We start from the raw sequence: 13,484 nt of genomic DNA, 5'->3' as shown, positions 1-13,484 counted from the left end.
AATTGTTGTTAAATAACTGCTTGGAAGCCTGATGTATATTGCACCAGTTTTGCTCATCAATCAACGTTGGCAAAGCTACCCGGCATCGTCATGATTGCACCCGTACTTACCTATAGGAAAGCACTATCCTTTAGGAAAGTAGTTACCTTTGGATATGACCCAAATTATATTAGAAGCCCCACCAACCAAAGCAGCATGTGTTTCTTCGCTCAATAATGTGATGGATACGCTGTACGTTTTGGGCGGCAAATGGAAACTACCGCTCATACTAAGCCTTGTGCAAGCACCCAGGCGTTTTGGCGAAATTATGAAAGAGGTTGATGGCATTTCGCCCAAAATACTAGCTAAAGAATTGAAAGACCTGGAACTAAATGACTTCATCGTTCGTCGGGTGTACCCTACTACACCAGTTACCATCATTTACGAAGCCACCGATTACAGCCGCACCCTGCGCGGCGTATTACACGAGCTGAGCAACTGGGGCGAACAGCACCGCGAACGTATAAAGCAAAGTATGCGTAAAAAATAACCGGTTATGCTTACAGTTTACTATCACAGTACCGTACGTTTCTGTAAGTTTACCTAAATAATTAAATGCTTACGTGGTAAAGCTTTGACGGGTGTTAGTGCAAAGCAATCACGAGTTACAACTTCTGATGTATTCACCAATGACTGAATTAACCGAAAACACGTTTCCAATACTGAAAACAGAACGGCTAACATTGAGGCAACTACAGACAAGCGATGATGAAGAGATATATGCCTTACGATCTGACGAAGATGTAAACCAGTATCTCGGCCGAACACCAAGCCTGTCAGTTGATGATGCGAGAAAATTTATTCAAGCCATCATAGAAAGCCACTCCTCGTATTGGGCCATCACCCTCACTGGCCTCAATACACTCATCGGAACCATCTGCTTATATAACCTTTCGGACGACCATCAACAAGGCGAAATTGGATACGAGCTACTCCCTACTTATCAGCAAAAAGGTATCATGCGAGAGGCTCTTTCTGCAGTGATAGACTTTGCTTTTAAGCACTTGCGGGTAAACCTCTTGGAAGCATGCACACATGCCAATAACAAGGCTTCTATTAAGCTACTAGAAAAGCTAAACTTTGTGAGGCATCACGCAGATGAAGAGAACATGATTGTATTCATATTGCATACATAGCTGCTGCTACTAACCATACGCTGCATATACCGTGAAGTGATGCAATTTATGATTCGTTAAAAATAAACCCATAGCGTAACCTCTTTTTTACCGTTGATTGCCAAATTCGTATACATTTGCAGTTACAGCACAGGCCAACAGGCTCAGCTACTATCATGGCAAATACTGATACTTTATATTTTGATGCCGTAGAACTGCTCAAAAAACTAATTGCTACTCCATCGTTCAGCCGGGAAGAAAACCAAACCGCCGACATTATTCAAAACTTTTTACAAGAGCGCCATGTCCCCGTTCAGCGTAAGTTAAATAACTTATGGGCTTACAACTGGCACTTTGACGCGGCCAAGCCCACCATATTGCTCAACTCGCACCACGATACAGTTAAACCCAATTCGGGCTACACCAATAACCCTTTTGAGCCTATCGTACAAGAAGATAAGTTGTTTGGACTGGGCAGTAATGATGCAGGTGGATGCCTGGTATCGCTTATTGCCACTTTTTTGCACTTTTATAGTCGTGAAGGTTTGAAATATAACTTTTGCCTGGCCGCCACGGCCGAAGAAGAAATTTCTGGCTTTAACGGCCTTGAGTTAGTTATCCCTGACTTGGGCCTGCTCGATTTTGCCATTGTAGGCGAACCTACCCTGATGCAGCTGGCCACGGCCGAACGCGGCTTGATGGTGCTTGACTGTACGGCCCACGGCAAATCGGGCCATGCCGCTCGCGAGGAAGGCGACAATGCCATTTACAAAGCGCTGGCCGATATTGAGTGGTTCCGCAGTTATCGGTTCGAAAAAGAATCGGAACAATTTGGTCCTATCAAAATGTCGGTTACCGTTATCAATGCCGGTTCGCAGCATAATGTGGTGCCTGCTACCTGTAAGTTTACGGTAGATGTTCGGGTAACCGATGCCTATCGCAACGAGGAAGTGCTCGACATCATCAGGCGGCATGTAAGCTGTGAGGTTAAGCCACGCTCGGTGCGGTTAAAGCCATCGTCGATAAGCAAAGACCACCCGATTGTACAAGCTGGCCTGGCCATGGGGCGTACCACTTATGGCTCCCCCACCACGTCAGATCAAGCTTTGTTGGATATCCCATCCTTAAAACTGGGACCTGGCGATTCGGCGCGGTCGCATACGGCCGACGAATTTGTTCATGTCTCTGAAATAAAAGAAGGTATCGAATTATACATTAAGCTTTTAGAAAGCATTAACTAAGCGGCGGATGGAGTTTGGCAAAGTAACCACACCGCAATTAGCACAGGTAGACTTTACCCTACCTGCTGATAGCGCCCTGACGCACAAAACGCTTAAGGCAGCAGCCCCCAAGCAGCATTTAAAAGTGCATGTGGGCTGCGCCAGCTGGGCACAAAAAGTTTGGAAAGGCAATTTATACCCGCCTAAAACCAAGGATACTGACTTTTTGAACGAGTATGCCAAGCAGTTTAACATGATTGAACTGAACACAACGCATTACCGCATGTATGATGCTGCCACCATCACTAAGTGGAAGGAAAAAGCGGCTGTTAATCCCGATTTTAAATTTTGCCCTAAATTTAACCAGCTTATCAGTCACGTAAAACGCCTTAAGGGCGCTGACGAAATTACCACGGCCTTTTACGAAGCAATGCTTGCATTTGAAGATAAACTGGGGCCGATGTTTTTGCAGCTTAACGAAAACTTTGCACCCAAAAATTTCCCCGAACTAAAAGCTTACCTGGAAAGCCTGCCACGAGATGTGCAGGTGTGCGTTGAGTTACGCCATAAAGACTGGTTTGCACAGCACGCCTACCGTGATGAAGCTTTTGGCCTGATGCACCGCCTTGGCATGGGCGCCGTTATTACCGACACCGCCGGCCGGCGCGATGTGATACATATGGAAGTACCCAGCCCATACGTATTTATCCGCTTTGTAGGTAACGCACTCCACCCTACCGACTATATCCGTATTGACCATTGGGTGCAACGCATTAAAAGCTGGCACAAGCAGGGACTGCAAAATCTCTATTTTGGTATGCACCAGTCAGACGAGTTGGCTTCGCCCATTTTGTGCCAGTATCTAATTAACCAGTTAAACGACAGTTTGAATTTAAACATTGTGCCACCGCGCTTGTTAACCTCCAATACACTGTTTTAGTAAAAAACGGTTAACCAATTTACTTAAGTACGCGGGGGCGACGTATGATAAAGATTATACTTGCAGATGACCACAATGTGGTGCGTAATGGCATTAAAACCTTACTGGACCAGGAACGCGACATGACCATTATAGCCGAAGCTACCGACGGACAACAGGTACTGCAATTGCTTGAACAATGCGGTACTAATTTACCCGATGTTGTGATTACGGATGTGAATATGCCTGTTATGAACGGCATGGAACTGATTGAGGCCATCAATGAGCGCTACCCCAGTTTACGAACATTAGTGTTATCGATGCTTGACCATGAGCGTTACATTACCCAGTCTTTTAGAGCAGGCTGCAAAGCTTACATCCTTAAAACTGTAAGTGCCGAAGAGCTCTTATTTGCCATTAGGCACATCTGCAAATATAACGAGCGTTACCTGAGTGCCGAGATATCGCTTAAAATGCTCGACGAAATGCTTTTCGCTCCGGAAGCTGCCACTCCAAACGATCACAAACAACCTATCGAATTATCTAAACGTGAGCTGGAAGTACTTACCCTCATTGCTGATGGCTACACCAACCTCGAGATTGCCGAAAAACTGTTTACCAGTAAGCGAACGGTAGAAGGGCACCGCCAAAATCTGATTGATAAAACCGGCACCCGCAACACGGCATCACTCATCAGGTTTGCCATACAGCACAAATATGTAGCGTGATAGCCACTACCAAGCTACTAAAGTTAAGTAAGCGTATTTGTAAAACAGGTGTTTATAACAGACAAAAACACGGGTTTATACTCGTATTTATCTGGCGGTGCTGCAGTATATTTGTTTAGCTTAAATTAATTAGAAACTAAATATTGAGCAATCTGTTAAAATATTCTTTAGGGCAACTATAGTGATATTTAACTACAGATTAATCAATGGTTTAACCGATTTACCAATTATGAAACGCGTTTTAATTGTAGACAACGACCCGGCTATTCTGGATGTTATGGAAGAAGTTTTAGGTTATGAAGGATTTACAGTAAAAACTTACAGCGATACCGATAATATCTTCAGTTGCATTGACAGCTTTAACCCAGATATCGTTTTAATAGACTACATCCTAAATGGCATCAACGGCGGCGAGTTGTGCGCACAAATCAAAAAAACGCCCCAAACGAGCCACCTGCCGGTGGTCATCATCTCTGCTTACTCTAGAGTACTGCTATCTTTAGGTAACTATGGCTGCGACGACTTTATATCCAAACCCTTTGAGCTGGATAACTTTATAAGTCGTATTACTACGCTGAGCTCCCACCAAGGCGAAAGTGCTATAAATTAACGTTTGAGCAACAGCTGCACTATTTAGTATTGCAGCTAAAATACTAAATAGGTTCTCTGAATTCAATATCAGGTTATTGTTATGTTAAATAATGCAGGCATCAATAAGGTGTTTTTACTCGGCGAAGTAGTGCTACAGCCTACCTTAAAACATCAAACCGATGGGCAAGGATACTATCACTTTCCGCTGGCAACGCGCGAAAGCATACAGAAAAATCAACTCCCCATACAGCACACCGAGCAACATCAAATCAAAATAGGTCAGCAACAACTTAACAAAGCTGCATGCCATTTAATTCCAGGCCAGCTCATTTACCTCGAAGGCAGAATCAAGACAAACGCCTCTGTAGATGAAAACGGCACCAAGCGATATTACACCGAAATTTGGTGTAGCAGTTTGAAAGTATTGTAGCGCTTAACTTAGGTTACTTAAGCTTGTTTTGACAAATTGTAATTGGCTTTCGAATATTTCTAGTGATTGGCTATCACCTATTGCAGTGTGCTTTTATTGGTAGGCTTACCCGAAGAATACGGATATCGTCCAGTATCGATAAATAACAACATCCACAATAGCCACAGTTACCTAATCATAATGTCCCACCGTGGTACTTGCAATTATTGGTCTCCCTCATGCTAATTAGAAAATATTTTCGGGTCGGTGCAAATACATATATTGGGTTGCTTATTGAAACGGCCTGATTACCGTTCATCGCATCACAACGCGATTTACATTTAACTGTTTATAGTTCTAAACTTCGACTCAAATTAGACTTGGGGATTGAAGCATATAGCCTAAACGCCAATTAACCGCGTTAAATTTAATAGCTTATAAGAATAATCATATTTTACGCTGTTTTATGGTAACTCCGGCGTCATTTTACCGTAAAAGAGCACATCTTAATTAAAAGCTACAACCCGAACATGAACATTAATATCAACAACTCTTCCACCGTTTGTTGTCCTAAATGCGAATCCGGACATATCCGCCGCGTGCGTCGTCCGTTATTTGTGAAACAGTTTTTCAATTTCATACCTTTACGTCGCTACCAGTGTTTGTCTTGCCTGTCAACCTTTGCCGGCCCTGTAACTGTCAAACCCAATATTACCAATGCTATAGTTGCTAGTCATCCGGCAGAATTACCTCAGCCTTTTGCAAAACAGCTTGTTAACAGTTAATAGATACTACTAAGCTAATTGTTAGCCTACTGCTCCTGTATCACCTTCGATTAATCGGTGATACTTGAAACGATAAAGTTCTTTTTTAGCGCAAGTCTACGTGTAATTGCAAGTGTAATGGCCTGACTTGCGCTATTGAACTTCAAAAAAACATGAGGTGTTTGTTTTGCTTACGATAGGCCTACCCACATAATAAACAGAAAAAGATCAATTTAACTAGGTATTGGTCAGCCAACTGCTTTTAGTTGAGGTTTGAGTTTAAAATTATGCGTTTTTAGTAACGACAAACTGAAGGATCAATTTCTGTTGTGCACGCGGTCAATTCGACCACATCAAATTGTTATTGTAGCTAATATACCTACCTGTAAAGTTTCACTTCCATCGCCGTAGATTTTATATTTTCCGTTTTATAAAAGCGAGGATACTATACACACCCAAGTACAGACGTATAAATTAAGGGAGCAAGCTACATCAACAGTTCATCATTTTATCTCTCATAACTCAGTAAACTAACGCACTTATCCGGCGCGATGCCGAAATAAATTTGGCATGGCCGTCTAGTTATCGATTAAGGCCTACCTGGATTTCCACTCACTCACTCACTCACTCACTCACTCACTCACTCACTCACTCACTCACTCACTGGCATATCAATGCAGCTTCTTACGTTTCAGCAATCCGCCTGTGGTATCATCAATACTTTGCTGAATGATGAATGCTGCCGGGTCAATCTTTAACACTTTCGCTTTGAGGGCCGGTATTTCAAGGCGGGTAACTACGGTAAAAATAATATCGCGCGGGTCGTTGATGTGACCGTCTTTACCATAGCCGCTTTTGCCTTGGTAAATAGTTACCCCGCGTCCCATTTGCATGGTAATAACTTTACGAATCACCTCGCTTTTAACTGACACCACCGTAATGCCGGTATATTGTTCGATACCGTTCAAAATGAGGTCGATCATTTTAGAAGCGGAAATATAAGTGAGTACTGAGTACATGGCCCTTTCAACTCCTAAAAAAAAAGCTGCGGCCAAAAAAATGAGTATATTAAGCACCAGTACAATGTCGCTTATTTTCAATAACTGCGCCTTTTTACTTAGCAGTAAGGCGGCAATTTCGGTACCGTCTAAAACGGCACCTCCGCGCATAGCAAAACCTATACCCACACCAATAAAAAATCCGCCAAACACTGCAGTAAGTAATCGGTCTGAGGTCATATCCGGGAAGTGCAGAAATGCAATGGCTAAAGACAGGCCGAGTATGCCGGCAAAGCTTTTAATGGCAAATAGCATTCCTAAACGCTTATAACCCAAGAACAGAAAAGGAATATTAAGCACAAAAATTAAAATAGCTATCGGAATGCCTGTAATATCGGCAGCCAACATCGAAATTCCCGTAACGCCGCCATCGATGAAATGGCTGGACAGTAAAAAACCTTTAAGCCCGAACGCTGCCGACAAAATGCCTAAAAGTATTAATACCCAGTCCAGTAATGCTTTTTCGTTGGTAGCTTTCATAATGTAAAATTGTGTAACTTGTATTAAGTATGCAGCAAGCAACGCTTACAAAGGCGTGCTTTGGCGGATAATATACAAAATCAGGCTTAATTTTTGTTACAACACGCTTATGGAGACAAGGCAGAAAACGATATTAGTAGCAGATGATGATGAAGCAATTGTAGATTCCATATCGGCCATCTTGGATCTGTCGGGATACGAAGTGCTCTTTGTTAACGATGGCACTTCGGTGATGCAGGCTGTTAAAGCCCAGCCCGACCTCATTTTGCTTGATATACAGATGCCCGGTCACGACGGACAAGCTGTTTGTAGGCAGCTAAAGCGCCAAGCTTCCACCAAAGATATACCCGTAATTATCGTATCAGCCAGTATGGATGTACGCAGCAAAGCCGAGCAGGTAGGCGCGGACGACTACCTTGAAAAACCGTTTGAAATGGAAACTTTACAGCAAAAGGTGTTCAATTTGTTAAACAGATAGATTAAAGGACTATACACCGACGTTATATTCTCGACGTCAACTTACTTAAGCGTTAAAGGTTTTATCACCTTTGATAGCCTAAGCGCTGATATAATTTATATCTTGCAGTTTTTATTGTAAACCAAGTGACTTTTTTAGACTTTAACTTCAACGAGCAGCTTACCGAAGGCCTGCTCAGCATGGGCTATAAAACGCCTACTGCTATACAGCAAATAGCCATACCTGTGGTGATGGAAGGCAAAGACATCATTGCCTGTGCACAAACCGGTACTGGCAAAACTGCATCGTATTTATTACCTGTACTTAACTTGTTAGGGCCTCACCCCAAACACCAGATCAGCGCGCTGGTATTGGCTCCAACCCGCGAGTTGGCCCAGCAGATTGACCAGCAGGTAGAAGGTTTAGCTTACTTTACCGAAATAAGCTCGCAGGCGGTATTTGGCGGCGGAGATGGCAGTGCGTATGAACAGCAAAAACGCGGTATTACTAATAAAGTTGATATTTTAATTGCCACCCCCGGTCGTTTAATATCCTTTTTATCGTCCGGCTCGCTAAAGCTCAACCATTTACAATATTTGATTCTGGACGAAGCCGACCGCATGCTGGATATGGGCTTTTATGAGGATATTATGCGCATCATCAGCTATCTGCCTGCCAAACGGCAAACGCTTATGTTTTCGGCCACTATGCCACCACGCATACGTACCTTGGCCAAATCCATTTTGCATAATCCAGAGCAGGTTAATATTGCCATTTCGCAGCCGGCCAGTGGCATTAATCAACAGATTTATAAAACCCACGATTCGCAGAAAACAAAGCTGCTAACCATGTTGCTCAACAGCGGCACGTACACCAGCATCATCGTTTTTGCATCCACTAAAGAAAAGGTGAAAGGCCTGTATAAAGAACTGAAGGCGGCCAAGCTTAAAGTGAACGCCTTTCATTCTGATATTACCCAGCACGAGCGCGAAGAGATTTTGCTGGAGTTTAAAAACAAGCAATTACCTATTATTATTGGTACCGACGCATTATCAAGAGGTATTGATGTTGAAGGCATTGACCTGGTGGTAAACTATGATGTGCCCGGCGACCCGGAAGATTATATACATCGTATTGGCCGTACGGCACGCGCTGCAACCACCGGCACTGCCATTACCTTTGTTAACGAACGCGACCAACGCAAGTTCAAAAATATACAGCAACTAATTGAGCGAGAAATTGACGAAGTGCCCTTACCGCCAGAGGTAGGCGAAGCACCGCAATTTAAGCCTGATGCCGACGGTCAGAAACGTCGCAATCGTGGCGGCAATAACAAGAGGCCGGGTGGTGGTGGCAATAGTGGCGGCGCTAACAGCGGTGGTCAGCGTAAATCTAATAACAACAGGCCACGCGGTAACAGGCCCAACAATAATAACAAGCCTAATAATAATACTGATAAGCCTAACCCTGGCACTACTAATTAATCATTAGCAAGCCATTTCTGAGCCCAGGCAGGATACTTATCCAACACTTTTTGCGGGTTGTAAGTATACCAACCATAACCCGAGCGGCGTTCGCGGGCAACCTCGGCCAGTGAGTACACTACTTTGCTGTCGCGGTTGCAAAACATTGGGCGATGGGTTTGCAGTTCGTAATAGCGTGTCCAGATGGGCGGGGCTGATGGATCTTGCACCACAACCCGGTCGGTTTTTGAAATGGTATATTGGCTGGTATCGGGAGGCGCAGCAACAGTTTGTACCCGGATGCCCTCAATAGCTGATTCTTTAAACCAATTTACGGCATGTTTAACTGCGCCTTTTACGTCCGCCGATGGATGATCGATGCTCATTAGCAGTAACACAATATTTGCGCTTTCGGCATTACATATACTTGGCGGCTCAAATGCACGAGCCCAGGCCGGTTGCAGCGTAACTTCATCGTGCTGCTGGCACCAGGCCGTCACTTCGCCAAAGTCGTTGATCTGCGTTTTGAGTATACAGTCAACCCCTTTATTAAACGACTGTTCGATTTTGTTGTATAACTCATCGTTTATAAACGGAAATTTATCGCGGTTATCTTTGATTTCTTTCAGCAATTCTATAATGCCTACATAAGCATCATCATTATAAGTAATATGACGGCTATAGTTGTTCTCTAAAGGGTAATACTGCGGCCAGCCTCCGTTGGCATATTGTGCCGATAGGATAAACTGTATGCCTTTTACCGCAGCATCCGCATATTTTTGCTGCCCCGTTGCCCGATACACATCAGCAAGGCAAGCTACGTGGGTATACGTTGTGCCATTATCAAAGGTAGTATTCAGGTTACTTTTATCGTTACGGATACTATCTTGCTGATCGGAAGTTAAAATGGCTGTTACATCATAATTTTTAGCCCAGCCCCCATTGGCTTTCTGAAACAAAAGGATGTTATCGCCAATAGCCACCACATTGTTACTGGCATAGCGCGGCTGCTTGCTCTTAGGGTTAATAATGTTGTGTTTATCTTTAATACCGTACCAGTGGCCTGCATTGCTGGCAAAAATCCGGGTATCAAGATTGTATTTTTTAACAGCGGTTTGCGCCCAAACAGCGTTTACAGCCAAGGTCAATATTAGCGTAGCAGCAATTCTATTCATAAAATGGTAATCATAAATATACAATATTTTTATAAACAGCAACAGGGTAAGTAATTACCAATCTGTAACAACAGCGTGACGGGTATTCGTATTGATTATTTGTTAAATTGGCCTTATGAAACGCACTCTAAACTCCCTATCCTTTTTATCGGCGGTTGCGCTGCTTTTATCGGCAGGCACAGCCACAGCACAAAACACCGTAATTGATCAGATTGTAAAAGAAGGTACCGAAAACTCACAGCTCGAAAAACTGGCTAAAGAGCTTATCGATGGTATTGGTCCGCGCCTGGTGGGCACGCCGCAGATGCAGCAGGCTAACAACTGGGCTATTGCCAAGTACAAAGGCTGGGGCATAAATGCCCGTAACGAAAAGTGGGGCGAATGGCGCGGCTGGGAACGTGGCGTGTCGCACATTGATATGGTTTACCCTCGTGTACGATCGTTAGAGGGTACGCAACTGGCCTGGAGCCCCGGGATGGGCAACCAGACCGTAACGGCCGAGACTGTTATCCTGCCCGACCTTGCCGATTCGGCCGCCTTTAAACAGTGGCTACCTACTGTAAAAGGCAAATTTGTAATGATATCCATGTGCCAGCCCACTGGCCGGCCCGACTACAACTGGCAGGAATTTGCCACCAAAGAATCATTTGATAAGATGAAATCTGAGCGCACAGCGGCTACTGAAGCCTGGCGCAAGCGTATTGCTAAAACCGGCTACACCGCCCGCACACTGCCCGTAGCACTCGAAAATGCTGGTGCCGCCGGCATCATCACCAGTTACTGGTCGGCCGGGTTTGGCGTTGATAAAATATTTAGTGCCTATACAAAAAAAGTACCCACTGTTGATGTTGCTTTAGAAGATTACGGCCTGCTGTACCGTTTAACCGAATCGGGTAACAAACCACGCATAGCCATGCACACCGAATCGAAAGAGTTGGGCGTTGTGCCTACCTACAATACCATTGCCGAGGTAAAGGGCAGCAGCAAGGCTAACGAATATGTAATGCTGTCGGCCCACTTCGACTCTTGGGACGGCGCCTCGGGCGCTACAGATAACGGCACGGGCACCTTAACTATGATGGAAGCCATGCGTATTCTGAAAAAGGTATATCCAAAACCTAAACGCACCATTTTAGTGGGCCATTGGGGAAGCGAGGAGGAAGGATTGAATGGCTCACGTGCTTTTGTTGAAGACCACCCCGAAATTGTAAAAAACCTGCAGGCATTATTTAACCAGGATAATGGTACCGGCCGTGTAGTTAACATTTCGGGCCAGGGCTACGCTCACGCCGGTGAGTATATTGGCCGCTGGCTGGCTGCAGTTCCGTCAAACATTCGCGACTCTATTAAAACCAGTTTTCCGGGTGCACCGGGCGGTGGCGGCTCTGATTTTGCCTCGTTTGTAGCAGCCGGTGCTCCCGGCTTTTCGTTAAGCTCGCTTGGCTGGTCATATGGTAATTATACCTGGCATACTAACCGCGACACTTACGATAAGATTGTATTTGACGATGTGCGCAAAAACGCCATTTTAACCGCCATTCTAATCTATATGGCTAGTGAAGATTCACAAAAAACATCCACAGAGCGTGCGCCGCTGGGAAATAACCCACGCACCGGCGAACCCATGAAATGGCCTGAGCCGGTAAAGGCTACCCGCCGTGGCGGTCTGAATTAAATTTCATTTCTTAAAATAATAAAATAAGCCCGAGGTCGCATAACTCCAACCTCGGGCTTATTTCATTATTAAACTGATTTTATCTAACATCTGGCCGCTGTTATGTTAGTCCTCAAAAGACATCACTGCGGCAAAATAGTTAGCTATTTAAAAGCTTTACCTTGTAATAATCAACTACGCATGCGGTTTCAACACCACCTTCACGCAATCATCCTGTTTATTTTTAAAGATGTCATAAGCATGTGAGGCTTCGCTGAGGGGCAGAGTATGCGAAATAATGTCATTGAGTACTACTTTTTCTTGTTTTATTAAGTCGATCAAATGGTCAATGTAATTGAGTACGGGTGCCTGGCCTTGTTTAATGGTGATACCCTTATCAAACATACGGTGTACCGGGAAGTTATCAAACGGGGTTCCGTATACACCAACCACCGTAACCGTGCCACCTCGACGTACGGCTTCAAAACACAATTCGAGAACTTTCATTGTTCCTTTTTCAAAGTTCAGGGTAGCTTTTACTTTGTCTAAAAAAGAACGCTGAGCTTCGAAACCAACAGCGTCTACACATACGTCGGCGCCACGGCCGCCGGTCATCTGACGTATGGCTTCTACCACATCTACTTCGTTAGGGTTGAGCGTTTCAACCTTGTTGGCCTCACGTGCTTTGGCCAAGCGGTAATTTACCGGGTCGATGGCGATAACACGACTGGCACCGTTGATCCAGGCAGCTTTTTGGGCCATTAAGCCTACCGGTCCCGAACCAAAAATAGCTACTACCTCTCCCCCCTTCATTTGAGCCCAATCAATAGCCGACCAGCCAGTCGGAAATATATCGGTCAAAAACAATACCTGGTCATCAGTCAGGTTATCGGGCACAATACGCGGACTAACATCAGCATAAGGTACACGTACATACTCGGCCTGCCCGCCCGAGTAGCCACCATACAAATCTGTATAACCAAACAGCGCACCACCTTTATGGTCTAACATATCTCCCTGGGGGCCGTAATGCTCAGGGTTTGAGTTTTCACAATGTGGAGATGCACCATGTGTACAAAAAAAGCAATGGCCACATGCAATCGGAAAAGGTACCACCACACGGTCGCCGCGTTTAAGGTTTTTTACCGAAGGACCAACCTCCTCCACAATACCCATAAACTCATGGCCCATCACCAGGTCTTTCATCTGCGGGATACCACCATCTAAAATATGAAGATCAGACCCGCATATGGCCGTTGAGGTAACTTTTAATATAACATCCCCGGCTTGTTCAATCTTCGGATCTTCTACCGTATCAACGCTTATGTCGCCCGGCTTATGAAAAACTGCTGCTTTCATCGGTGTTTATTTTAATTATAAATTATGTCTTAAAAATTAACACCACTTTATCT

14 protein-coding genes are annotated in these 13,484 nt (G+C 44.5%); 11 read left to right on the top strand and 3 right to left on the bottom strand.

All coding sequences use genetic code 11. The annotated features are described in order from the left end of the window. Nucleotides 1-154 precede the first annotated feature (154 nt). From AAGR14_RS10145 to AAGR14_RS10110, 8 genes are all read left to right on the top strand, one after another. Nucleotides 155-529, top strand: a complete 375-nt coding sequence (locus AAGR14_RS10145; protein ID WP_342648477.1) for a helix-turn-helix domain-containing protein — start codon at nucleotides 155-157, stop codon at nucleotides 527-529. A gap of 127 nt (nucleotides 530-656) precedes the next feature. After that, nucleotides 657-1,175 (top strand): GNAT family N-acetyltransferase, encoded by a 519-nt coding sequence (locus tag AAGR14_RS10140; RefSeq protein WP_342648476.1) that lies wholly within the window; start codon nucleotides 657-659, stop codon nucleotides 1,173-1,175. A gap of 155 nt (nucleotides 1,176-1,330) precedes the next feature. Further along, nucleotides 1,331-2,395 (top strand): M20 family metallo-hydrolase, encoded by a 1,065-nt coding sequence (locus tag AAGR14_RS10135; protein ID WP_342648475.1) that lies wholly within the window; start codon nucleotides 1,331-1,333, stop codon nucleotides 2,393-2,395. Between the two features lie 7 nt (nucleotides 2,396-2,402). Next, nucleotides 2,403-3,314, top strand: a complete 912-nt coding sequence (locus AAGR14_RS10130) for a DUF72 domain-containing protein (protein WP_342648474.1) — start codon at nucleotides 2,403-2,405, stop codon at nucleotides 3,312-3,314. Nucleotides 3,315-3,358: 44 nt separating this feature from the next. Then, a complete protein-coding gene (locus AAGR14_RS10125) occupies nucleotides 3,359-4,021 on the top strand; it encodes a response regulator transcription factor (protein ID WP_342648473.1) in 663 nt (220 codons plus the stop codon). A 229-nt stretch (nucleotides 4,022-4,250) separates the two neighbouring features. Then, on the top strand, nucleotides 4,251-4,631 hold the full coding sequence (locus AAGR14_RS10120; protein ID WP_342648472.1) for a response regulator: 381 nt from the start codon (nucleotides 4,251-4,253) through the stop codon (nucleotides 4,629-4,631). 81 nt (nucleotides 4,632-4,712) lie between these two features. Then, entirely contained in the window at nucleotides 4,713-5,042 is a 330-nt protein-coding gene (locus AAGR14_RS10115) for a single-stranded DNA-binding protein (RefSeq protein WP_342648471.1), read from the top strand. Nucleotides 5,043-5,551: 509 nt separating this feature from the next. Next, nucleotides 5,552-5,806 (top strand): hypothetical protein, encoded by a 255-nt coding sequence (locus tag AAGR14_RS10110; protein ID WP_342648470.1) that lies wholly within the window; start codon nucleotides 5,552-5,554, stop codon nucleotides 5,804-5,806. Nucleotides 5,807-6,456: 650 nt separating this feature from the next. Here AAGR14_RS10110 and AAGR14_RS10105 read toward each other — a convergent pair. Beyond that, a complete protein-coding gene (locus tag AAGR14_RS10105) occupies nucleotides 6,457-7,323 on the bottom strand; it encodes a YitT family protein (protein WP_342648469.1) in 867 nt (288 codons plus the stop codon). A gap of 109 nt (nucleotides 7,324-7,432) precedes the next feature. Between AAGR14_RS10105 and AAGR14_RS10100 the strand changes: the two genes are divergently transcribed. Both AAGR14_RS10100 and AAGR14_RS10095 read left to right on the top strand, forming a co-directional pair. Beyond that, nucleotides 7,433-7,801, top strand: a complete 369-nt coding sequence (locus AAGR14_RS10100; RefSeq protein WP_342648468.1) for a response regulator — start codon at nucleotides 7,433-7,435, stop codon at nucleotides 7,799-7,801. A 125-nt stretch (nucleotides 7,802-7,926) separates the two neighbouring features. After that, entirely contained in the window at nucleotides 7,927-9,264 is a 1,338-nt protein-coding gene (locus AAGR14_RS10095) for a DEAD/DEAH box helicase (RefSeq protein ID WP_342648467.1), read from the top strand. On the opposite strand, the gene pelA is transcribed toward AAGR14_RS10095, so the two are convergent. Beyond that, the gene (gene pelA / locus AAGR14_RS10090) at nucleotides 9,261-10,418 is read right to left on the bottom strand and encodes a pectate lyase (protein WP_342648466.1); all 1,158 of its coding nucleotides are present in this window, start codon (nucleotides 10,416-10,418) and stop codon (nucleotides 9,261-9,263) included. The two genes, AAGR14_RS10095 and pelA, sit on opposite strands and share 4 nt — an antisense overlap. 115 nt (nucleotides 10,419-10,533) lie before the next feature. Between pelA and AAGR14_RS10085 the strand changes: the two genes are divergently transcribed. After that, on the top strand, nucleotides 10,534-12,093 hold the full coding sequence (locus AAGR14_RS10085) for a M20/M25/M40 family metallo-hydrolase (RefSeq protein ID WP_342648465.1): 1,560 nt from the start codon (nucleotides 10,534-10,536) through the stop codon (nucleotides 12,091-12,093). A 174-nt stretch (nucleotides 12,094-12,267) separates the two neighbouring features. Here AAGR14_RS10085 and AAGR14_RS10080 read toward each other — a convergent pair whose 3' ends face one another. After that, nucleotides 12,268-13,431 (bottom strand): zinc-dependent alcohol dehydrogenase, encoded by a 1,164-nt coding sequence (locus AAGR14_RS10080; protein ID WP_342648464.1) that lies wholly within the window; start codon nucleotides 13,429-13,431, stop codon nucleotides 12,268-12,270. Nucleotides 13,432-13,484 lie beyond the last annotated feature (53 nt).

Origin of the sequence: Mucilaginibacter sp. CSA2-8R, assembly GCF_038806765.1 — a bacterium.
In the GTDB taxonomy this organism is placed as follows: Bacteria; Bacteroidota; Bacteroidia; order Sphingobacteriales; family Sphingobacteriaceae; genus Mucilaginibacter.
Note: the sequence above shows the minus strand (reverse complement) of the source record. Positions and strands in the feature narration are given on the sequence as shown.

Bases quoted from the DNA above. Each gene is read 5' to 3' on its own strand.
- AAGR14_RS10145 (WP_342648477.1), top strand. From the start codon at position 155: ATGACCCAAATTATATTAGAAGCCCCACCAACCAAAGCAGCATGTGTT.
- AAGR14_RS10140 (WP_342648476.1), top strand. From the start codon at position 657: ATGTATTCACCAATGACTGAATTAACCGAAAACACGTTTCCAATACTG.
- AAGR14_RS10135 (WP_342648475.1), top strand. From the start codon at position 1,331: ATGGCAAATACTGATACTTTATATTTTGATGCCGTAGAACTGCTCAAA.
- AAGR14_RS10130 (WP_342648474.1), top strand. From the start codon at position 2,403: ATGGAGTTTGGCAAAGTAACCACACCGCAATTAGCACAGGTAGACTTT.
- AAGR14_RS10125 (WP_342648473.1), top strand. From the start codon at position 3,359: ATGATAAAGATTATACTTGCAGATGACCACAATGTGGTGCGTAATGGC.
- AAGR14_RS10120 (WP_342648472.1), top strand. From the start codon at position 4,251: ATGAAACGCGTTTTAATTGTAGACAACGACCCGGCTATTCTGGATGTT.
- AAGR14_RS10115 (WP_342648471.1), top strand. From the start codon at position 4,713: ATGTTAAATAATGCAGGCATCAATAAGGTGTTTTTACTCGGCGAAGTA.
- AAGR14_RS10110 (WP_342648470.1), top strand. From the start codon at position 5,552: ATGAACATTAATATCAACAACTCTTCCACCGTTTGTTGTCCTAAATGC.
- AAGR14_RS10105 (WP_342648469.1), bottom strand. From the start codon at position 7,323: ATGAAAGCTACCAACGAAAAAGCATTACTGGACTGGGTATTAATACTT.
- AAGR14_RS10100 (WP_342648468.1), top strand. From the start codon at position 7,433: ATGGAGACAAGGCAGAAAACGATATTAGTAGCAGATGATGATGAAGCA.
- pelA (WP_342648466.1), bottom strand. From the start codon at position 10,418: ATGAATAGAATTGCTGCTACGCTAATATTGACCTTGGCTGTAAACGCT.
- AAGR14_RS10085 (WP_342648465.1), top strand. From the start codon at position 10,534: ATGAAACGCACTCTAAACTCCCTATCCTTTTTATCGGCGGTTGCGCTG.
- AAGR14_RS10080 (WP_342648464.1), bottom strand. From the start codon at position 13,431: ATGAAAGCAGCAGTTTTTCATAAGCCGGGCGACATAAGCGTTGATACG.